This window comes from Sphaerisporangium sp. NBC_01403 (assembly GCF_045040145.1).
Lineage (GTDB): Bacteria > Actinomycetota > Actinomycetes > Streptosporangiales > Streptosporangiaceae > Sphaerisporangium > Sphaerisporangium viridialbum.
On the sequence record NZ_CP109534.1, the window covers coordinates 6,710,824 to 6,732,359 of the forward strand.

At 71.5% G+C, this 21,536-nt stretch carries 16 protein-coding genes; 6 read left to right on the top strand and 10 right to left on the bottom strand.

Features of this window, described 5'->3' with window-relative positions:
- Window positions 1-9: 9 nt before the first annotated feature.
- From OG589_RS30010 to OG589_RS30045, 8 genes are all read right to left on the bottom strand, one after another.
- On the bottom strand, window positions 10-2,172 hold the full coding sequence (locus OG589_RS30010; RefSeq protein ID WP_405141209.1) for a VanW family protein: 2,163 nt from the start codon (window positions 2,170-2,172) through the stop codon (window positions 10-12).
- A gap of 220 nt (window positions 2,173-2,392) precedes the next feature.
- The gene (gene gatB / locus OG589_RS30015) at window positions 2,393-3,937 is read right to left on the bottom strand and encodes an Asp-tRNA(Asn)/Glu-tRNA(Gln) amidotransferase subunit GatB (RefSeq protein WP_405152158.1); all 1,545 of its coding nucleotides are present in this window, start codon (window positions 3,935-3,937) and stop codon (window positions 2,393-2,395) included.
- Entirely contained in the window at window positions 3,898-5,388 is a 1,491-nt protein-coding gene (gene gatA, locus OG589_RS30020; protein WP_405141210.1) for an Asp-tRNA(Asn)/Glu-tRNA(Gln) amidotransferase subunit GatA, read from the bottom strand. Before gatA ends, gatB begins: the two co-directional genes overlap by 40 nt.
- Window positions 5,385-5,684: an Asp-tRNA(Asn)/Glu-tRNA(Gln) amidotransferase subunit GatC gene (gene gatC, locus OG589_RS30025; RefSeq protein WP_405141212.1), complete on the bottom strand. Its 300-nt coding sequence runs from the start codon at window positions 5,682-5,684 to the stop codon at window positions 5,385-5,387. Before gatC ends, gatA begins: the two co-directional genes overlap by 4 nt.
- Window positions 5,685-5,853: 169 nt before the next feature.
- Window positions 5,854-7,920 carry a putative bifunctional diguanylate cyclase/phosphodiesterase gene (locus tag OG589_RS30030; protein ID WP_405141213.1) on the bottom strand — a complete coding sequence of 689 codons (2,067 nt, stop codon included), beginning with the start codon at window positions 7,918-7,920 and terminating at the stop codon, window positions 5,854-5,856.
- A gap of 216 nt (window positions 7,921-8,136) precedes the next feature.
- On the bottom strand, window positions 8,137-10,494 hold the full coding sequence (gene ligA / locus OG589_RS30035) for an NAD-dependent DNA ligase LigA (RefSeq protein ID WP_405141215.1): 2,358 nt from the start codon (window positions 10,492-10,494) through the stop codon (window positions 8,137-8,139).
- A gap of 283 nt (window positions 10,495-10,777) precedes the next feature.
- The gene (locus tag OG589_RS30040; RefSeq protein WP_405141216.1) at window positions 10,778-11,230 is read right to left on the bottom strand and encodes a hypothetical protein; all 453 of its coding nucleotides are present in this window, start codon (window positions 11,228-11,230) and stop codon (window positions 10,778-10,780) included.
- Between the two features lie 98 nt (window positions 11,231-11,328).
- Window positions 11,329-12,354: a methionine synthase gene (locus OG589_RS30045; RefSeq protein WP_405141217.1), complete on the bottom strand. Its 1,026-nt coding sequence runs from the start codon at window positions 12,352-12,354 to the stop codon at window positions 11,329-11,331.
- Between the two features lie 185 nt (window positions 12,355-12,539).
- Between OG589_RS30045 and OG589_RS30050 the strand changes: the two genes are divergently transcribed.
- The 3 genes from OG589_RS30050 (at window position 12,540) to OG589_RS30060 (ending at window position 15,702) form a co-directional block, all read left to right on the top strand.
- The gene (locus OG589_RS30050) at window positions 12,540-14,720 is read left to right on the top strand and encodes a peptidase domain-containing ABC transporter (RefSeq protein ID WP_405141218.1); all 2,181 of its coding nucleotides are present in this window, start codon (window positions 12,540-12,542) and stop codon (window positions 14,718-14,720) included.
- A gap of 94 nt (window positions 14,721-14,814) precedes the next feature.
- Window positions 14,815-14,940 (top strand): hypothetical protein, encoded by a 126-nt coding sequence (locus OG589_RS30055; RefSeq protein WP_405141219.1) that lies wholly within the window; start codon window positions 14,815-14,817, stop codon window positions 14,938-14,940.
- A 126-nt stretch (window positions 14,941-15,066) separates the two neighbouring features.
- Complete coding sequence (locus OG589_RS30060; protein WP_405141220.1) at window positions 15,067-15,702, top strand: MBL fold metallo-hydrolase; 636 nt, start codon at window positions 15,067-15,069, stop codon at window positions 15,700-15,702.
- A gap of 7 nt (window positions 15,703-15,709) precedes the next feature.
- Here the strand turns inward: OG589_RS30060 and mnmA are convergent, their stop codons facing one another.
- Complete coding sequence (gene mnmA, locus OG589_RS30065; RefSeq protein WP_405141222.1) at window positions 15,710-16,780, bottom strand: tRNA 2-thiouridine(34) synthase MnmA; 1,071 nt, start codon at window positions 16,778-16,780, stop codon at window positions 15,710-15,712.
- 115 nt (window positions 16,781-16,895) lie between these two features.
- On the opposite strand from mnmA, the gene OG589_RS30070 reads away from it, so the two are divergent.
- Both OG589_RS30070 and OG589_RS30075 read left to right on the top strand, forming a co-directional pair.
- Complete coding sequence (locus tag OG589_RS30070; RefSeq protein WP_405141224.1) at window positions 16,896-17,939, top strand: DUF695 domain-containing protein; 1,044 nt, start codon at window positions 16,896-16,898, stop codon at window positions 17,937-17,939.
- A 107-nt stretch (window positions 17,940-18,046) separates the two neighbouring features.
- A complete protein-coding gene (locus tag OG589_RS30075; protein ID WP_405141225.1) occupies window positions 18,047-18,226 on the top strand; it encodes a hypothetical protein in 180 nt (59 codons plus the stop codon).
- 232 nt (window positions 18,227-18,458) lie between these two features.
- Here the strand turns inward: OG589_RS30075 and OG589_RS30080 are convergent, their stop codons facing one another.
- Entirely contained in the window at window positions 18,459-19,763 is a 1,305-nt protein-coding gene (locus OG589_RS30080; protein ID WP_405141227.1) for a hypothetical protein, read from the bottom strand.
- A 530-nt stretch (window positions 19,764-20,293) separates the two neighbouring features.
- On the opposite strand from OG589_RS30080, the gene fxlM reads away from it, so the two are divergent.
- Window positions 20,294-21,520 (top strand): methyltransferase, FxLD system, encoded by a 1,227-nt coding sequence (fxlM, locus tag OG589_RS30085; RefSeq protein ID WP_405141229.1) that lies wholly within the window; start codon window positions 20,294-20,296, stop codon window positions 21,518-21,520.
- Window positions 21,521-21,536: the final 16 nt, after the last annotated feature.

A 21,536-nucleotide genomic window follows, 5' to 3' on the forward strand; every position in this document is an offset into this window, starting at 1 on the left:
CCCGGGCGGTCACCCCGGCAGGGGCTCCACGCCGATGTCCACAATGATGTCCCCGCCGGCGTCCCCGCCGGTGTCCTCGCCGGTGTCCTCGCTGGAGCTTCCTCGCCCGGACGTACCACTCGTCGAGGACGGCCGCGCCTGCGCGCAGGTGACCTTGTCCTGCGGCTTGTAGACCGTGGTCTCCTGCCGGTCGCGCTTGAAGACCTCGTCGTCCTTGTAGAAGACCCGGGTGACCGTGACGGTGAAGCCGGGGCCGCCCTCCATCGGAAGGCAACCGGGGTCGCTGTCGGACCTGCTCTCGGGCTGGGTCGCGCTGGAGCGCTCGGTCGTCTCGGCCTCGATGCGGTCGTACTTCTTCGTGCTCCACAGGGTCACGGTCACGGAGGTACTGCTGTACGAGGTCTTGATCAGCACGCCGTACTCCGTGTCGTTCCTCCATCGCAGGTCCGTGTCGGGGTACGACACCGCCGCGTCGCGCCCGGCGGGATAGCGCGAGACGTAGAACGCGTGGGCGGTGCGCTCGATCTCCTCCATCCCGGCGTAGAAGGTCGCGTTGTACATGGTGGTCGCGAACTGCGAGATACCGCCGCCCAGGGCGATGACCAGGCGGTCGTCGTCGATGGACTGCGCCGGGACGAACCCGCGCGCGGCGTCGGGCTTCCCGACGGCCTCGTTCAGCGAGAACGTCTCCCCCGGCTTCACCAGCCGGCCGTCCACGAGGTCGGCGGCCTTCTGGATGTTGGTCACCCTGGCGGCGCAGCACGGGAAGTACGTCGTGAAGAAGCCGATCTGCTCCTTCACGCCGAGCTTCATGGCGTACTCGTCGGTGAGGACGGGCTGGGTGATGGCGAGGGACACCGGGATGGTGCGGCTCCCGCCCCCGGTGACCACGCCGGCCACCGCGGCGGCGAGCTTGGCGGCGTCCACGCCCTTGCCCGTGCGGGCGTGCACGAGCTTCGGCGCGCCGTTCTCGATGACGAACCCCGCCTCGCGCGGCGTCTCCGCGACGCCGACGAGCCTGGTCGAAAGGCCGTTGACGGCCTTCCAGGCGTCGAACCGGGGCCGCACCACCCCGCGCTCGTCGGCCGCGAAGCTCAGGTGGGCGGCGATGGCCGGCGCGGACAGGCGCACCCGCCTGCTGCCGTTCGCCAGGATGATCGGCGCCGACACCGCCCGGCGCGCCACCTCGACCGCGCCGTCGAACGCGGCCTTGCCCGCCCTCGGCCGTACCGTGGTCACCGGCAGCGACACCGTGGCCGGGGCGTTCACGAAGGCCCGCTTGATCGCCTCGCCCGTGGCCCGCTGGTCGAGGACCACGCCCTCCTTGGGGTGGACGACCTGCGGGGTGGTGCCCTTGTAGACGATCGCCCCCTCACGGGCGGGCCGGTCGACGTTTTTGGCGATCTTGCGTACGCGCTGGCTGAGCTTGACGGGGTTCAGCGAGATCCGCAGCGGCAGATCGCTATCTCCGGTGAGCGACTGCCAGACGGCGAGGGGGCTCGGGAACCCGGTCTTCGCGTCGGCGACCGTGGCCTCCACGTCGATGGTCAGCCCCGCGTCGCGCGGGTCGAGCACTCCGACCCGCCGGCCGTTCAGCATGAGGCCGACGGCTTCCTGGTCGTTCCCGTCGAAACGCTGGTGGATGCGGTCGATCGCCTCGGTCTCGGTCAGGTTGCCGATGTGCACGTCCGCCACGTGCGTGCCGGGCAGCACCCTGCCCCACATGTACGTGGCGGGGATCGCGTAGGCCAGCAGGAAGAGGAAGGCGAGCCCGCCCGTGAGGATCAGGAAGACGCGTAACCTGCTCCGGGTCTCCTGCGGCTCCGGCACGATGACGACAGAGGGCTCGACCGCCACGTCGTCGGCGCGGCGCACCCGCGCGCTCGCGGTCATGGGCCACGGCTCGGCCGGGGGCGCGGGAGGCGGCAGCGTCACCGACTGGCCCGACTGCCCGCCGATGCCGGAGGGCGGCGTCTGCGCGAAGAGGTCGGGCGACACGCCGGGCGGGAGGGGCGAGACCCCTGGGGGGAGCTTCTTGCGTCCGCCGGGGGGCCGCGCGGGAGTGCTGTCCTTCGAATACTGGCGGTCGACGGGCAATGCGACGGGGGAGTCCGGACGCACCGCCGCGAACGGGTCGGGCGGCGGGTCGATGGACGCTCCGGCGTTCCGCACGCCCTCGTCTCCTCCCGCTCCGTACCGATTCCCCCGCATCACCCTAAACCAACACCACTCGCAAATTCCTCTACATCTCCGGATGAATCCAGTCCCACGTACCGACATTTCACACTTTAAACACGTACCAAGTACGACGGGCCCCGGACAGCACGACGGGCCCCGCGAACGCTCGCGGAGCCCGTGGCGCCTGCTCGTACGGCCGGGGGTGGCCGGGGTGCTACTCGGACACGCCGAGCTTCTCCAGGATCAGCTCGCGGGCACGGCCGGCGTCGGCCTTGCCCCTGCTGGCCTTCATCACGCCGCCGACCAGCGCGCCCACCGCGGCGATCTTGCCGGAGCGCACCTTGTCGGCCGCGTCGGCGTTCGAGGCGAGCACCTGGTCGATGATCGAGGACAGCTCGCCCTCGTCGCTGACGATGCGCAGGCCCCGCGCCTCGACGACCTCGTCGGGGGAGCCCTCCCCCGCGAGCACGCCTTCGAGCACCTGGCGGGCCAGCTTGTCGTTCAGCGCCCCGGACGCCACCAGCTCGACCACCCGGACGATCTGCGCGGGGGTGATCGGCAGGTCGGCGAGGGAGGTGCCGGCCTCGTTGGCGCGCCGGGCCAGCTCGCCCATCCACCACTTGCGCGCGTCGGCCGCGGGCACGCCCGCCGTGACGGTGGCCTCGACCAGGCCGATGGCGTCGGCGTTGTGCATCGCCGCCATGTCGAGGTCGGAGACGCCCCACTCGGCCTGGAGCCGCCTGCGCCGCACGGTCGGCAGCTCGGGAAGCTCGGCTCGCAGCTCGTCGACCCACTCGGGGGCCGGCGCGATCGGCAGCAGGTCGGGCTCGGGGAAGTAGCGGTAGTCCTGCGCCTCCTCCTTCGAACGGCCCGACGTGGTGACGCCGGTGTCCTCGTGGAAGTGGCGGGTCTCCTGGATGATCCTGCCGCCGTCGGCGAGGATCGCCGCCTGGCGCTCGATCTCGCCGCGCACCGCCCGCTCGACGCTTCGCAGGGAGTTGACGTTCTTGGTCTCGGTGCGGGTGCCCCACACGCTCGTACCCCGGGGCATCAGCGAGACGTTGACGTCGCACCGCATGGAGCCCTCCTCCATGCGCACGTCGGACACGCCCAGAGTGCGCATCACCTCGCGCAGCTCGGTGACGTACGCCTTCGCGACCTCGGGCGCGAGCCGGTCGGTGCCCTCCACCGGCTTGGTGACGATCTCGACCAGGGGGATGCCCGCCCGGTTGTAGTCGACGATCGAGTAGTCGGCGCCCTGGATGCGGCCCGTGGCACCGCCCACGTGCGTGGACTTGCCGGTGTCCTCCTCCAGGTGGACCCGCTCGATCTCCACCCTGACCGTCTCGCCGCCCACCTCGACGTCGAGGTAGCCGTTGACGCACAGGGGCTCGTCGTACTGGCTGATCTGGTAGTTCTTCGGCATGTCCGGATAGAAGTAGTTCTTCCGGGCGAAGCGGCACCACTCGGCGATGGTGCAGTTCAGCGCCAGGCCGATGCGGATCGTCGACTCGATGGCCTTGTCGTTCGCCACCGGCAGCGCGCCGGGCAGCGCGAGGCAGACCGGGCAGACGTGGGTGTTCGCCGGCGCCCCGAACGTGGTCGGGCACCCGCAGAACATCTTGGACGTCGTGCCCAGCTCGACGTGGGTCTCCAGGCCGATCACCGGCTCGAAACGCTCAAGCGCCTCGTCGTACGGCATGACGGTGTGAGTGGTGGTCACAGGGACGGAGCCTCCTTCAGCAGCGGGCCGCCCCAGCGGTTCTCGAAGGCCTTTTCCACGGCGGCGCCCACGCGGTAGCAGCGCTCGTCGCCGAGGACCGGGGCCATGATCTGGAGGCCGACGGGAAGGCCGTCCTCCTCGGCGAGGCCGCACGGCACGGAGATGGCGGCGTTGCCCGCCAGGTTGGCGGGGATGGTGCACAGGTCGGCGAGGTACATCGCCATGGGGTCGTCGGCACGCTCGCCGATCGGGAACGCGGTGGTGGGCGTGGTCGGCGAGACCAGGACGTCCACCTGGTGGAAGGCGGCCTCGAAGTCGCGCGAGATCAGCGTGCGGACCTTCTGGGCCGAGCCGTAGTAGGCGTCGTAGTAGCCGCTCGACAGCGCGTAGGTGCCGATCATGATGCGCCGCTTGACCTCGGGGCCGAAGCCGGCCGCCCTGGTCAGCGCCATGACTTCCTCGGCGCTGCGGGTGCCGTCGTCGCCGACGCGCAGCCCGTATCGCATGCCGTCGAACCTGGCCAGGTTGGACGAGGCCTCGGACGGGGCGATGAGGTAGTAGGCGGGGAGCGCGTAGGTGAAGCTCGGGCAGGAGACCTCGACCACCTTGGCGCCAAGGGACTCCAGCAGCTCCACGGCCTCCTGGAAGCGGGCCAGCACGCCCGGCTGGTAACCCTCGCCCCCGAACTCCTTGACCACGCCGACGCGCAGCCCGGCGACGTCGCCGCGGCGCGCGGCCTCGACGACCGGCGGCACCGCCTCGTGGATCGAGGTGGAGTCCATGTTGTCGTGGCCGGAGAACGCCTCGTGCAGCAGCGCCGCGTCGAGCACGTTGCGGGCGAACGGGCCCGGCGTGTCGAGCGACGAGGCGAAGGCGATCACCCCGTACCGGGAGGAACCGCCGTAGGTGGGCTTCATGCCGACGATGCCGGTGACGGCGGCGGGCTGGCGGATCGAGCCGCCCGTGTCGGTGCCGGTGGACAGCGGGGCCTGGTAGGAGGCCACGGCGGCACTCGAACCGCCCGAGGAGCCGCCCGGGATCCGGCCGAGGTCCCACGGGTTGCGCGTCGTGCCGTACGCGGAGTTCTCGGTGGAGGAACCCATCGCGAACTCGTCGAGGTTGGTCTTGCCGAGGATCACCAGGCCGGCCTCGCGCAGGCGCGCGGTGACCGTCGCGTCGTACGGCGGGCGGTAGCCTTCGAGGATCTTCGACCCGGCGGTGGTCGGCATGTCCTTGGTCGTGAAGACGTCCTTGTGCGCGATCGGGACGCCCGCGAGGGGGCCGAGCTCCTCGCCGGCGGCGCGCCTGGCGTCCACCGCGCGGGCCTGCTCCAGCGCCGACTCGGCGGCCACGTGCAGGAAGGCGTTGACCTTGGGCTCGACCTCGGCGATGCGGTCGAGGTGCGCCTGGGTCACCTCGACGGCGGAGACCTCGCCGGCTGCCATCAGGGCGCCCAGCTCGGCCGCGGTCTTGCGGGTGAGGCTCATGCCTCCTCCCCGAGGATGCGCGGGACGCGGAAACGGTCGTCCTCGACGGCCGGAGCGGCCGCCAGCGCCTGCTGCGGCGTCAGGCTGGGCCGTGCCTCGTCGGGACGGTAGACATTCGTCAGCGGCAACGCGTGTGAGGACGGCGGCACGTCGTCGGTGGCGACCTCGGCGACGCGAGCGACCGCGCCGATGATGACATCGAGCTGCGCGGCGTAGTGGTCGAGCTCGGTGTCGGCCAGCGCCAGCCGGGACAACCGGGCGAGGTGAGCGACCTCGTCGCGGGTTATGGCGGACATGAGTCGTTAACCCGTTTCATGGATGGCAATTGGACAGTGTCATCCTAGGGCGAGTGACCGAACGTGGCCGAACCATTAACCATGGTTCTCCGAGGCCATGAGCGCGTCGGACGTCCGTGGGCCCCCCGTCGCCGGGGATCTCCACGCCCGCACCCGCCTGACCGGGGCCCTAGAGGGTCGTGACCTCGGCGGACTCGCACCTGCCGTACGACGGCTCGCAGAGCCGCTCGCGGAGCCAGGCGGTGGTCTCCGAGGCGGGCATCGGCTCGGCGAACCGCCATCCCTGGCCCGAGTCGCAGCCCATGTCGCGAAGGCGCTGGGCCACCTCCTCGTTCTCCACGCCCTCGGCCACCGACCGCAGGCCGAGCGAGCGCACGAGGTCGACGATCGAGCGGACGATGCGCTCGTCGTCCACCGACTTCCCGAGCCGCTGGACGAACGACCCGTCGATCTTCACCTCGCACACCGGGAGGCGCTGGAGCCGTACCAGCGAGGAGTAGCCGGTGCCGAAGTCGTCGAGCGCGAGCGGGATCCCGAGCGCGACCAGCGCGTGCAACGAGTCGGAGGTGTAGGCCTGGTCGGTCATCAGGATGCGCTCGGTCACCTCCAGCTGGATCGCCTCGGCGGGAAGCCGCAGGCGGTCGAGCCCGGCCTCCAGCTGGTCGGGGAGCGCCGAGTCGAGCAGGTCGCGGGCCGACACGTTGACCGAGATCGGCACCTTGAGCCCGGAGTGCCACCAGTAGGCCGACTGCTCCAGCGCGGCGTCGATCACGTGCTGGGTGATCTGGCGCATGAGGTACGACTGCTCGGCCAGCGGGATGAAGTCGGCCGGGGACACCGGCCCCCGGTCGGGATGCCACCACCGCAGCAGCGCCTCGACGCCCTGCACCGCGCCCGACGAGAGGCTGACCTTGGGCTGGTAGTGCAGCTCCAGCTCGCTCCCGCCGACGGCCCTGCGCAGGTCGCCGAGGAGGTTGAGCCGCTCGGGCGAGTTGCGGTCCTTCTCCGCGAGGTAGACCTCGACCCCGGTGCGGCCCTCCTTGGCGAAGTACATCGCGACATCGGACCGCTGGAGGAGCAGCTCGAAGTCGGGCGCGTGGTCGGGGTACAGCGCGATGCCGACCGAGGCGTCCAGGTCGAAGGTCATGCCCTCCAGCCGTACGGGCTGGGTGAGCGCGGCCCTCAGCCGGGCGGCCACCTCGCGGGCGGCGACGGCGTCGCGCACGGTCGGCAGGAGCACGGCGAACTCGTCTCCCCCGAGCCGCGCCACGACGTCGCCCGGCCGCACGCTGTGGGTGAGCCGGTGCGCGACGATCTGCAGCAACCGGTCGCCCACGGGGTGGCCGAGGGTGTCGTTGACCTCCTTGAACCGGTCGAGGTCGAGCAGGAGCAGGCCCACCCGCACGTCCTCGCGCGCCTCGGCCAGCGCCTCCTCGGTACGAAGGATCAGCAGCTTGCGGTTGGGAAGGGCGGTCAGCCCGTCGTGCATGGCCTGGTGGTCTCGGCGCACCGACAGCGAGGCGGTGAAGTACATCGTGGCCAGGGGTGCGACGAACAGGGGGACCAGGGCGGGCGAGTGGCTCATGACGACCACGACCGGCGGGGCGAGCCCGAGAAGCGCGGTGTAGACGAGGCTCTGGTGCCCGATCGTGGTGCGGACCACCCGGAGCAGCGGCCTGCGCTCGTGCAGCGCCACGGCCCCGCAGACCAGGACACCGCGCACGACGAAGTAGGCCACGGCCGCGAGCGCGACCGCCGTTATGTCGGTGCCCTCCGGCACCCAGGGCGTGGCCGGATGGGGATGGTGCCCGAAGGCCGCGAGCACGACCGCCGCCGCGGTGGAGGCCAGCGAGACCTGCGCGACGTTGAACACCGTGCGGTGCCAGGCCCTGTGGTGCGAGAGGCCGCTGACGACCAGCCCGAGCGAGTGGATCAGCACCGCCACCGACAGGCCGTGGTACAGCAGCACGGCGAAGGTGAACAGCGTCGAGGTGGCCGTGCCACCGGCCAGGCGCGAGGTGGAGACCACGATCGGCCGCAGCTCTCCCAGCACGACCAGCACCATGAGCACCCAGAACAGCGGGGTGCGCGTGAGTGCGGCCAGCTCGCTGAAACCGAGCCGAAACTCCGCGACGAGCAGCGCCACCAGCCCGGCGGTGGCGACCCCGGTCAGGTAGGTCCAGAGCGGGGAGAAGGGCCGAGGTGCGGTGTCGCGCGTGTCGGATGGGTCCGTCATAGGCAAGTAAACCCCCAAGAGGTCACTATGGGAGGGTACGACCTCTGGGCCACTTCGCGAAACCGGTTGGGCACGTTCCGTCACCGAGAATTTCGGCGTTCCGGCTCTTCCTGTTCGTGACGAGCGACGATCACGGATGACAAAGATTTCAGGAAATATCCGTCTAGGCCCGGAAACGCGCGGATCAAGCCCGGATGGACGCCATGACGGGTCCCGCTAGGCGGGCTCGGGCGAGGATCCTCCCGGCTCGGCGGGCACCTTCTCGGGCTCGGCGGAGTCACCTTCGACGATGGCGGTCCCACCCCCGGACCCGGCCGTCTCGCCCGCGGCCCCGTCGGCCCCGCTCCCGGACTCGGTCCCGGACTCGGTCCCGGACTCGGCGGTCCCGCTCCCGGGCTCGTCGGGGGCCTCTTCTGCCGGGGTGACGGCCTCGGGGCCCTGGTCGAGGAGGGTGCGGAAGCCCGCTTCGTCCAGGATGGGGACGCCGAGCTTCAGCGCCTTGTCGTACTTCGAGCCCGCGTTCTCGCCGGCGACCACGAAGGCGGTCTTCTTCGACACCGAGCCGGTCACCTTCCCGCCGCGGCTCTGGATGGCCTCCCCCGCCTCGTCCCTGGTGAAGCCCTCAAGCGTGCCGGTCACCACGAGGGTCAGGCCGGCGAGGGTCTGCGGGCCCTGCCCGGCCGGGGGCTCGTCCTCCATGCGCACCCCGGCGCGGCGCCAGCGCTCGACGATCTCGCGGTGCCAGTCTTCGGCGTACCACTCGTGGATGGACGCGGCGATGGTCGGGCCGACCCCCTCCACGACGGCCAGCTCCTCGACCGAGGAGCCGAAGATGCGGTCGAGGGACAGGAACGCCGAGGCCAGGGCCTGTGCCGCCGTCGGGCCGACGTGCCGGATGGACAGGGCGACCAGCACCCGCCAGAGCGGCTGGGACTTGGCCCGCTCCAGCTCCTCCAACATGCGCTCGGCGTTCTTGCTCGGCTCGCCGCTCATGTTGGCGAAGAACGTGACGACCTTCGGCTCTCCGGTCTCCGGGTCCGTCTTGGGCAGGCCGGTGTCCTGGTCGCGCACGACGGACTTGATCGGCAGCAGCCGGTCGATCGTCAGGTCGAAAAGGTCGGCCTCGGTGCGCACCGGAGGCTCCTGGGGAGGCAGCGGGGCGGTCAACGCGGTGGCGGCGACGTAGCCGAGGCCCTCGACGTCGAACGCTCCCCGGCCCGCCGCGAAGAAGATGCGCTCACGCAGCTGCGCCGGGCAGGAGCGGGCGTTCGGGCAGCGGATGTCGACGTCCGCCTCCTTCATGCGCCGCAGCTCGGTGCCGCACTCGGGGCAGTGGGTGGGCATGACGAACTCGCGCTCGCTCCCATCTCGCAGGGTGGCCACCGGCCCGACGATCTCGGGGATCACGTCGCCCGCCTTGCGCAGCACCACGGTGTCGCCGATGAGCACGCCCTTGCGCGCGACCTCCGAGGAGTTGTGCAGGGTGGCCCGCTCCACGGTGGACCCGGCGACGACGACGGGGTCCATCACGCCGTACGGGGTCACGCGGCCCGTGCGGCCGACGCCCACCTGGATGTCGAGGAGCTTGGTGTTGACCTCCTCGGGCGGGTACTTGAACGCGATGGCCCACCGGGGCGCGCGGGAGGTGGAGCCGAGCTGCCGCTGCAGCTCGATCCGGTCGAGCTTCACCACGACGCCGTCGATCTCGTACGCGGTGTCGTGGCGGTGCTGCCGGTAGAGCTCGATGAACTCGCCGATCTCCGTGAGGCTCCCGACGACCTTGTAGAGGTCGCTGACCGGCAGCCCGAACGCCTTCAGCCGCTCGTAGACGCCCGACTGGGTCCCGGGCAGCGGGGCGCCCTCCCAGGTGCCGACGCCGTGCGCGATCATGCCGAGCGCGCGCTGGGCGGTGATGCGCGGGTCCTTCTGGCGCAGCGACCCGGCCGCCGAGTTGCGGGGGTTGGCGAACGGGGCCTTGCCCGCCGCCACGAGCTGCTCGTTGAGCTTCTCGAAGCCCTCGACCGAGAGGTAGACCTCGCCCCTGACCTCCAGCAGGTCGGGCACGTCGTCACCGGTGAGCCGGTGGGGGATGTTGGCGATCGTGCGGACGTTGGCGGTCACGTCGTCGCCCATGCGCCCGTCGCCGCGCGTGGCGCCCCTGACCAGCCTGCCCTTCTCGTACACCAGGGCGATGGCCAGGCCGTCGATCTTCAGCTCGCACAGGTAGGGCCCGGGATCGGTCTCGACGAGCCGCTCGGCACGGGCCTGCCAGCCCGCGAGGTCGGCGTCGTTGAAGGCGTTGTCGAGGCTTTCGAGCCGCCGGAGGTGCTGCACGGGGGTGAACTCGGTGGAGATCGGCGCGCCGACCTTCTGCGTAGGCGAGTCGGGAGTGCGCAGGCTCGGATGCGCCTCCTCCAGCTCGCGCAGCTCGCGCATCCAGGCGTCGTACTCGCCGTCGCTCACCGTGGGCGCGTCGAGCACGTAATAGCGCCAGTTGGCGTCGTCGGCCAGCTCCGCCAGCTCGGCGTGGCGCTCCAGTGCCCCCACCGGCACGCCCTCGACCTCCGCAGCCATGCCCGTTCTCCCCTCATCAGTCGAACCCAAGGAGAACGCTACGGCCAGCGACGAGTGCTCGCGCCTCCGCAAATGCGGTCTACCTGGGGAATCGTTACTTCCACCATGCCATCCAGCACCGACATTTCTGTACGAAAATGACCGTCGCCGTCAACATCCCGCGTATCGCTCTCATGGGACAGAACACGCGAAACGCCGACCACCCTCGCGAGGGTGACCGTCCCTGCGGGGAGCGGTCATCTCGTGACGGCGGCCGGCGTGAGCGGAGCGTCCCGGCCGGAGGTCAGCCGCCCTGGGCCCAGACGCCTTCCCACTGGGAGCACTTGCCGGTGATCTTCTTGGACGTGCCCCGGCAGACCTTGGCCGTGGAGCTCAGCATGTACCCGGCGTTCACGCGGAACGAAAGGGTCCGCGACTGCGAGCAGTTCTTGAAGGTGGCGGTGCGGTACTTCCCCTTGTCCGTCAGCCACTTGATCTTCAGCCACGAGCACGTGCGCGCGCCGCCCGCGTCGTACAGGTCACCGGTGATCCGCAGGCCGGAGCCCGTCGAACGGATCTTGCCGCCCGCCCATCCCTTGAAGTCGGACGAGGCGGTGGGGCCCCAGGACCATGATTCGGCGGCGGACGCCCGGGCCGTGGTGGAAGCGCCCGCCGAGGCCGCCGCGGCGGCGGGCAGGCCGAGGCCCAGAGCGGCGGCGGCGGTGAGCCCGAGCAGTGCGCGAAGACCGGTACGCATGACTTTCTCTCCTGAACATGTGGTCGGTTACCACCTCAAGAGATAGAGCAGCGTCCTTGCAGAGGACTTGAGGCAACTTGCACGGAAAGTGCCCGCCGCTACCGGCCGCGGTCCTCCCCGCCGCGGTCGTCGGGGTCGTCCCGCAGCACGCGTGCCGCCTCCCGGCAGCGGGCGAGCGCGGCCCGCGCGTACGCGGGAGAGGCTCCGGCGAGCCCGCACGACGGGGTGAGCACGACCTGCTCGGCGAGCCGCGAGGGGTCGAAGCCGAGCCTGCGCCACAGCTCGACGGCGGGCCTGGCGATCACGCCGACGTCCGCGAGCTTGGTGTCCGTGCCGGGGACGACGCCGAGGAAGAACGCCGTGCCGGCCTCGATCGCCTCGCCGAGACGGTCCTCGTCCCGGCGGCGCAGGAACCGCGCGTCCAGCGAGATGCCGCCGAACCCGGCCGTGCGGAGCACGCCGAAGGGCAGGTCGGGCGCGCAGCAGTGCACGATGGTGAAGGCGCCGGAGGGCAGCACGGCGCGGAGCCGCTCGGCGGCGACCGGCGCCTCGACGGCGGCGAGCCGGCCGAACCCCGAGGCGGTCGGCACGGTGCCGGCGAGCACCCCCGGCAGGCCCGGCTCGTCCACCTGCACCACGACCTGCGCGCCCGGCACTCGGGCGCGCACCGCCGCGACGTGCGCGGCCAGGCCCTCGGCCAGCGAGTCGGTCAGGTCACGCACCGCTCCGGGGTCGGCGAGCGTCTTGTCGCCGTAGCGCAGCTCGATGGCGCCCGCGAGGGTCCACGGCCCGCACACCTGGATCTTGAACGGTCCCTCGTACCCCTGCGCGACCTCCTCCAGGACGTCCAGGTCGCGGGTCAGGTGGTCCCTGGCACGGCGGAAGTCTCGCCCGGGACGGTCGGCGAAGCGCCAGCCGGACGGCTGCACCTCCACCGGAAGCTCCACGAGCAGGGACGCGGTGCGCCCGACCATGTCCGCGCCAACTCCCCGATCAGGCAGCTCCGGGAGATACGGCAGGTCGGGAAGCTCCCCGAACACCATGCGCAATGCCTCCACATGGTCATCACCCGGGTGGGAACCCACCCCGGTGGCACTCGCCGCGTTCCACGGAAACTCGCTCACAAACCGCAAGCTTAGAAGCGCTTCGAGGGCGGGCCGCACGGGAGACCATCCGCCAGGCGCAGCGCCCTGCAAGCCGATTCCAAGAACACCCGCCTATCTCTGGTCGTTGCCGGGGTTCCCGCCAGCGACGGAAAGCCGCCGCCGCGGGCCACCGGCACCTGTCACGACGACGAGAGGGAGCCCACGTGAGCCGCCGTATGCGCGTCGTGCGGCAGAACATGCTGACCGACTGCGGCCCCGCCTGCCTGACCATGGTGCTGGACCACTACGGCCTGCGCACGACGACCCGCGAGGTGACCGAGAGGGCCGGCGTCTCGCGCGACGGGCTGACCGCGAAAGCCCTGGTGGCGGTGTCCAGGGAGTACGGCATGAAAACCGTCGCGCTCAGGATCGCGCCGGAACGCGTCGCCGACGTGACCCTCCCCGCGATCGCCCACTGGAATCCCGCGCACTTCGTGGTCGTCGAGCGGGCCGGGCGCGGCCACGTGACGATCGTGGATCCGGCCCGGGGCCGCCTGCGGCTGACGGCCGCCGAGTTCGCGGCCGGGTTCAGCGGCGTGGTGCTCGTGCCCACGCCCGGACCCGGTTTCCGCCCCCGGCGGCTCGACATCCCCACGCGCCCATGGCGGCGGAGGATGCCCGCCGATGTCCTCAGGCGCTCGCGCTGCCTGGTCGCCCTGGTCCTGCTGGCGTCGCTGGTGCTCCAGGCTCTCGGCCTCGTGCTGCCGCTGTCCTCCGGAGTGATCGTCGACCGGATCCTGCCCTCGGGCGGCACGGGACTCCTGCCCCTCGTCGGGGCGGGCATCGCCGTCGCGGCGGCGACCCAGTTGCTGCTGAGCTACCTGCGCGTCAGGATGCTCACGGCGCTCCAGGTCAGGGCCGACCGCGACCTGACCACGGAGGTGGTGCGGCACCTGTTCGCCCTGCCGTACCGCTTCTTCGCCCAGCGGGGCACCGGCGACCTGGTGACCCGGATCCAGGGCGTCACGGCGATCCGGGAGCTGGCGACCGGCCAGGTGCTCCCTGCGATGCTGGACGGGCCGCTCACGCTGGTGTACGTGGCGCTCGTGACCGTGGGCGATCCCGTGCTGGGCGGGTGCCTGCTCGCCGCCGTGGCCGCGCACGCCGTGCTGCTGTTCGGCAACAGGCGCCGTACGGCCGCGCTCATGCAGCGGCAGCTCGCCACCCAGGCCGACGCCCAGGGGCGGCTCATCGAGTGCATCAAGGGGATCGAGTCGCTCAAGGCCATGAGCGCCGAGTCCCGGGTGATGGACCGGTGGTCCACGCTCCTCACGGCGCAGCTGGCCGCCGGAGCGCGGAGCACGACGGCGATCGGCGGCATGGCGGCCGTGCAGAACGCCATCCACCTGGTGACGCCCATGGCCCTGCTCTGGGTGGGAGCCTGGCGGGTGATCGACCACAGCATGACCCTCGGCACGCTGCTCGCGCTCAACGCCGTCGCGCTCGCCACCGTCACCCCGCTGAACTCGCTGATGAGCGCCCTGCAACGGCTGCAGGTTGCCGGAGCGGCGATCGGCAGGCTGGCCGACATCCTGGACAGCGACCCGGAGAGCGAGACGGGGGCGACCGGGCGGGACGCGGTCGCGGCGAGGCCTGCGGGCCTGCGGGGAGGCGTCGAGCTGCGCGGAGTCGGCTTCCGGTACGACCGGAGAGGCGCCTGGACCCTCCGCGACGTCTCGCTCAGGGCCGAGCCGGGCCAGAAGATCGCCCTGGTCGGCCGCTCGGGCTCGGGGAAGAGCACCCTCGCGAGGATCCTGCTCGGGTTGTACACGGCCGAGGAGGGCGAGGTGCGCTACGACGGCGTGCCCGTGGCGGCGGCGGACATGCCCGGGCTGCGGCGCCGTTTCGGGGTCGTCACCCAGGAGCCCGCGCTGTTCACCGGCACGATCGGGGAGAACATCGCCCTCGGGGACCCGTCGGCCCCGCTGGAGCGGGTGATGGCCGCCGCCCGGCTGGCCTGCGTGGATGAGGACGTCGCGCACCTGCCCCTTGGGTACGAGACGCCGCTGTCGGAGGGCCACGGCCTGTCCGGAGGCCAGCGCCAGCGGCTCGCCTTGGCCAGGGCGCTGCTCACCGAGCCTCGGATGCTGGTTCTGGACGAGGCCACCAGCCACCTCGACACGGCCACCGAGGCCGGCATCGAGGCCCGGCTGTCCGGGCTGCGGCAGACGCGCATCGTGATCGCCCATCGGCTCAGCACGATCAGGGACGCCGACGTGATCCTCGTCCTGCGCGAGGGACGGATCGTCGAGCGCGGCCGGCACGAGGACCTCATGGCGCTCGGAGGCGAGTACGTGACCCTGGTCGAGGGCCAGAGCCTCGCGGGGGCCGGGAGGGCGACATGAAACCGTTCAGCCTGATCCAAGCCGATTCCAAGCGTGGCCTCATATCTCTAGTGACTGTTGGGGCGTTCCCAACGGCAACGAAAGGAGGGGCAGCGTGAGCAACCCGGAGAACATCGGGCAGGTACTCGACGAGAACGAGCTCGACAAGCTCAGCGGTGGCCAGGTCAGGGTGGACGTCGGCATCTACATCGACCCGCCCGGCATCTGCGTCTCCGTCTGAGGCGACCCGGGGACCGGGACCTGATGCCCGGGAGCCGGTGATCCGTTCACAAGGGGGCCTGGAGCGTGGTCGCCGCTTCAGGCCCTCCGGTCCATCGGCGGACGAGGCGAGGGCCATGATGGACAGATGAAGCTCACCAAACACGGCCACGCGTGCGTGCGACTGGAGAAGGACGGGGCCACCCTCGTCATCGACCCGGGTGGCCTCACCGAGGAGTCCGCGCTCGACGGGGCGGACGCCGTCCTCATCACCCACGAGCACTTCGACCATCTGGAGGTCAAGCGCCTCGCCGCCCTCGGTCCCGGCGTGCCGATCTGGACCTGCGCGGCCGTCGCAAAGCAGCTCGAGGGCCTGAACGTCAAGGTCGGCGTCATCGGGGACGGCGACTCGTTCACGGCCGCGGGCTTCGAGGTCGGGGTGATCGGCCGGGACCACGCGGTGATCGCCTTCGACGTGCCCGTCGTGCAGAACGTCGGCTTCCTGGTCGACGGCGAGGTGTTCCACCCGGGCGACGCGTTCACCGTGCCGGGACAGCCCGTGGGCACGCTGCTCACGCCGACCAGCGGCCCGTGGATGAAGGCCCCCGAGATGGTGGACTACCTGCTGGAGGTGGCGCCCAAGCGCGCCTACTCCATCCACGACGGCCTGTACAACGACATCGGGCTGATGCTGGTCGACGGCATCCTCGACCGCCGCGGCAAGGCGCAGGGAGGCGACTTCCGCCGCCTGAGGACGGGCGAGAGCGTGATCCTTGGGGGTTGACCCCAGGTCAGGAGGACGAGGCGATGGTGGCGGAGCCGAGGACGGTGTCCCCGCTGTAGAGGACGGCCGCCTGGCCCGCCGCCACCCCGGTGGCCGGGCTGTCGAGCTCGATGTGGACCACGCCGCCGGAGAGCTGGGCGCGGCAGCCGTACACCTCGCCGTGCGCCCGTAGCTGCACGTGGCACGCCATCGGCTCGTACGGCTCGCCTGCCGGGCCGTTCCAGACGGGACGCTCGGCCACGATGGAGCTGACCGCCAGGGACGAGCGCGGGCCCACCGTCACGGTGTTGGACACCGGCTCGATGGACAGCACGTAACGCGGGCGGCCGTCGGAGGTGGGCCGGTCGATGTGCAGGCCCTTGCGCTGGCCGACGGTGAAGCCGAAGGCCCCGGCGTGGGTGCCGACGACGGCGCCGGTCTCGTCGACGATCGGGCCCTGCTCGGCGCCCAGCCGCTCGGCCAGGAAGCCGCGGGTGTCGCCGTCGGCGATGAAGCAGATGTCGTGGCTGTCGGGCTTGTCGGCCACCGCGAGACCTCGGGCGGCGGCCTCCTCGCGGACCTCGGCCTTCGTGGAGCCGCCGAGCGGGAAGATCGCGTGGGAGAGCTGCTCGCGGGTGAGGACCCCGAGGACGTACGACTGGTCCTTGCCGGGGTCGACGCTCCTGCGCAGCACGCCGCCTTCGAGCCGGGCGTGGTGGCCGGTCGCCACCGCGTCGAACCCGAGCGCCAGCGCCCGGTCGAGCACGGCCTCGAACTTGATCTTCTCGTTGCAGCGCAGGCACGGGTTGGGCGTGCGGCCCGCGGCGTACTCGTTGACGAAGTCCTCGACGACGTCGCGGTGGAACCGCTCGGCCATGTCCCAGACGTAGAAAGGGATGCCGATCACGTCGGCGGCGCGGCGGGCGTCCCTGGAGTCCTCCAGCGTGCAGCAGCCCCGCGCGCCGGTGCGGTAGGACTGCGGGTTGGCGGACAGCGCGAGGTGGACGCCCGTGACGTCATGGCCGGCCTCGGCGATGCGGGCGGCCGCCACCGCGGAGTCGACGCCGCCGGACATGGCGGCAAGCACACGAAGACTCATAACACTGTCGAGGTTACCCCGCCCGGCGGTACCGGCGGGCGTGCGGGAGATCCCCGCCCGCCGGGAGCCGGTCGGCGTTGGCACAGGCGCCGGACACCTGGGAGGATCGAGTGCCATGCGACTGTTCGGGCGGAGAAGCGAGCCGGGTGAGCCGGACCAGGTGATCGCCGGCTTCTGGACGTGGTGGGCAGAGGCCCGGCCGAGGATCGACGCCCTGCTGGAGGCGGGCGACGCCACGGGGCTCGCCGAGGAGCTCGCCCCGGCCGTCGACGCCCTCGATCCGGGCCTGGTGTGGGACATCGCGCCCGGCGGCGCCGCGCGGCAGGCCCTGGTCGTCTCGGCGGCCGGCAATCCCGAGCTCAGGCCGCTGGCCCACCGCTGGGCGCTCGCCGCGCCTCGGGCCGACGCTGTGTGGGAGTTCCATCCGTCCCGGCAGGCCAACCCCGGCGCCATCGACCTGACCCTCGACGTGGGCGGGCGCGAGTTCGCGCTCGACAAGCTCGTGCTCGGGCTGCGGGTGCCCAACGGCACGCCCCGCATCGACGTCACCGCCTATCACCCGATATTTCCTGACCTGGTGGACGAGACCCGCACCGAGGCGGCCGTGCTCGCCCTCGACTGGCTGCTCGGGGAGGACGAGGTGGCCCGCTGGGTGGGCGACATCGTCGCCGCCACCTTCCAGCCCCTCGACGCCGTGCCCGCCGTGCACCTCCCCGCCGTGGTGGCCGACCTCGCCTCCGAGTACCCACAGGGCCAGTGGGCGCTCATGGAGGGCCAGACGGCCGGCGGAGCGCGCCTGATCGCCACCGCGCGCTATCCCCTGCGCCCGGTCGACTACCCGCTGTTCGACCAGCACATCACGATCACGCTTCCTTACGCGGAGGCCGGCGACGACGGGCTGCCCACCGGGGGGTCGACAGCCGCGCTCCGCGAGTTCGAGGAGCGGCTGGCCCGCACCGTCGACGGGCTCGGCGGCACCGCCGTGCTCGCCGTCCACGTGAGCTCGGAAGCCACCCGCGTGCTCCACGTCTACGCCGACCCCTCGGGAGACGCGGCGGCCGCCGCCGAGGAGCTGGTCACCGGCTGGACGGAGGGGGCTCCCCTCCTCGACGTCGAGAGCGACCCCGGCTGGATCGCGATCTCCCCCTTCCTGAGCTGACCCACGCCCCGAACCGACCCGACCTTCCTGCCCAGCCTGACCCGGGCGCGCTGTCCAAGCAGCAAGGCGCGGCCCACCGACTACAGCGGCGACGAAGAGGAGTGAACATGCCGAGGACGCCGAGGGACTGGGCCGACCTGGAGCAGGAACTGCATGAGGCCGGCGTCTCCCCTTCCGTGATCGAGGAGGGCATCAGAAAGCTCCTCGCCGACGCGCGCGGCCATCAGCTTGCCGAGGCAAGCAACTTGGACACGGACAGAAGGACGTCGCCAGCGCCATGGGTGTGAGCGTTGCCCGTGTCTCACAAATCGAGCATGGCGAGGTCACGTCCCTCACTACCCGCAGCCGGAGTGCCCCTCCTACGCCTGCTGGCCGAGGAATCCGGCGCACGCGGCCAGTCGCCCAGCTTCCGGCCCGCTACCGGCGGAAGATCATCTTTCGCAGCGACGGTGCGGACGCTACCCAGGACCTCTTCACATGGATCAAGAAGACCGCTGCCCGGGACGGCTACACCTGGCACTACAGCGTCGCGAGAAACCGGTCCGCGTCGCCCACCTGCGGTTCGGCCCGGTACGGCACCCACGCGGCGCGCAGCGCCCGCAGATGCCCCGTCACCCGGGCCGAGGACACCGAGACTAGGTCGTCGCGCAGGCCGAGCACAGTCACCGCCGCGGCCTCAGGCTCACCGCGCTGGAGTTGGACGTTCGCCAGGCGGGCACCGATCAGCGTACGGGCCCGCCGCTCGACCGTGCGACGCGATCCCGCCGACGCGGCGAGATGCCCCTCGGCCGAGGGGAGATCGCCCAGCGCTGTCAGGGTGATCCCCGCCTGGTGCTCCAGGGACTCCCGGCGGTAGGCCCCCGCCCATTGGGACTCCGGGATCGAGTCCGCCCGCTCAAGGTCCCGCTCGGCGAGCCGGAGCAGATTCCGCGCCTGGCAACGGTTCCCCGCAGCGGCGTTGGCTTCGGCCCGCATCCCGGTGATCCACGCGCGGGTCCGAGCCGGGCAGCCTTGACGGAGCCCCGCTGCGGCGGCGTCCGCCAGGGCCAGGCCCTGGGCGGCGTGGCCGAGCTGGACCGCCTGCACCGCCATGGACCGCAACCCGGCCGCCCGGACCAGCGGGTCCGCGGCTTCCTCGCCCAGGCGTACCGCCTGCACGTAGTACCGCTGAGCGAGCCCGGCCGCACCCGCGTCCGCAGCCATCCACCCCGCCAGATACGCCACCTCGGCGGCTGCGCGGAACAGATCAGGCCGGGCCTTGCCCGTGGCGCCCCTCAGCAGAGGCGTCACCTCGTGGGCCAGGTAGGCGGCGACCGCCGCTCGGGCGTGTCCGCCGCCGTACAGCTCGTCTGCGTCAGCCAGGCGGCGGGTCATCTCACGGATGCGGTCGACATCCCCCGGCCCTGCCCTGCGGGTGGCGCCGGCGCGTTCCCCGGCCCACGCTGGGCTTTCGGGGAGTCCGAGGGCGGCGAGCGAGTACAGGCCGGCCGTCAATGCCGTACGGCGATTCAGCATGTCGTCCTCCCCGAGAGCGGCCAGCACCGCGACGGGATCCCCCTGCCAGGGGTCAACCGGATCCAGGCTGGTGCATGGCCAGCCCAGATCGGCCGCCGACACGTCCCGGCCGAGCCTGCGCGTGAACGCCTGGGTTGCGGCTAGGACCGTGTCGGATCGGGGTACCGCCCCTGTAAGCCAGTGCGCCACCGCAGTGGCGCCGTGGAGCAAAGGCCGCCCGGACTCGCGGCCTGCCTCGTTCACCGCCCGCGCGACGGCGGCCATGCTCCACCCGGCCTGCCCGATGGCGTCAGCCAGGCCGGTGTTCACGATCGGATGTTGCCGCTTACGTGGCACTCTTCGCCCACCCTCGCCAGCGAGCATCTGGACCCAGAGCTGTACGGCTCCCACCATGCGCTCAAATTCAATTCGATTCAATACCCCGACCTATTGCGAACACAGCGTCGCGGCCCTTCACTGTCAGTGAGCAAGGCGCGAAGCAGGGCCAGGGGTACGCACCGCCCCTTGACTCGGCCCGGGTTGATGTCGCTCGTGGCCGACGTCCGAGGAACAGCGATCCGCATAGTAGTGCTTGGAGGTCAGATGGAGACCGGTTCTTACCGGAAGGCGCCCCCCGGGCGTTCCGGGGGTGTGAACGGCCCCGTCCTGGAGTTCACCCCTGAGGAGTTTCCGGGCGTTCGTCCGGGGTGTCGAGCGCGGCGAGTTCGACGTGACGCCCGGGCGGGCCGCCGACCACATACACCCGGCTTTGGGCTGGCCGTCGAGTTTCATCCCGTCACCGGATCCCCCGGTGGCGCCTTTGGGGGCTGCGGCGGCGGCCTGGCCAGAAAGAAGGCACCATGTTGGACACGATGAGCGCCGATGAGCTTCGCGGCGCGCTGGCCGAACAGGTCGCGGCCCGGCACCAGGCGCTGGGCTTGGTGCTACCGGCCGAGATCGACAGGGCGCTGCGGACGGTCCCCCGTCACCTGTTCACGGGCGACGCCGAACTTGAGGCCGCCTACGAAGACACCGCGATCATCACCAAACGCGACGAGCGGGGAATCTCCGTCAGCTCGGTGTCGGCCCCGTGGCTCCAGGCGATGATGCTGGGCCAGGCCGAGCTCAAGCCCGGCGACCGGGTGCTGGAGATCGGCAGCGGGGGTTACAACGCGGCGCTGATCCGGGAGGTCGTCGGACCGACCGGCTTGGTGACCTCGGTCGACATCGACCTTGAGATCACCGACCGCGCCAAACGGTGCCTGGCCGACGCGGGCTACACCGACGTAGAGGTGATCCCCAAGGACGCCGAGTTCCCAATCGAACCCGGCCGGACGTTCGACGCGATCATCGTCACGGTCGGGTCATGGGACGTCCCCCCGGCGTGGCCGGCGCAGCTCGCCGAGGGCGGCCGGCTCGTCGTCCCCCTCCGCACCAAGGGCATGACCCGGTCCTGGGTGCTGGAGCGCCAGGGCACCGCCCTGGTGAGCCGGGGCCAGCAGACGTGCGGGTTCGTGCCCATGCAGGGCGCCGGAGCCCACAGGGGAACCGGGACCCCGCTGCGGGACGATGACGCGGTCGGACTGTGGCAGGACGAGCGGGAGAGCGTCGAGGTGGCGGCGTTGTCCGGCGTCTTGGACCTGCCTCGCGCCGAGGTGTGGACGGGCATCACCGTGGGCGCGAAGACTTCGTTCAGCGACCAGGATCTGTGGCTCGCCGCGACCCTGCCCGGCTTCTGCTTGATCACCGCGTCACAGAAGGCCATCGACGACGGCACTGTGGCGCTGCCGTGGCCGTACGGCACGCCGGCGTTCGTGGACGGCCCCAACCTCGCCTACCGCGCCAAGCCCCGCCCGGTCGGCGACAGCGGCGAATCCCGCGAGTTCGGCTCGTTCGCGCACGGCCCGCAGGCAGAGCGGTCCGCGCGGCTACTGGCCGAGCAGATCGCCGCGTGGGACCGAGCCGGACGGCCGAGCCCTCGCCTGGAAGTCCACCCGGTCGGCACGCCGGACGCCGACCTGCCCGACGGGTTCGTGCTGGAAAAGAAGCACTCCCGTCTCGTGATCTCCTGGCCGACGGCCAGGTAGCACCGCCCAACCTTCC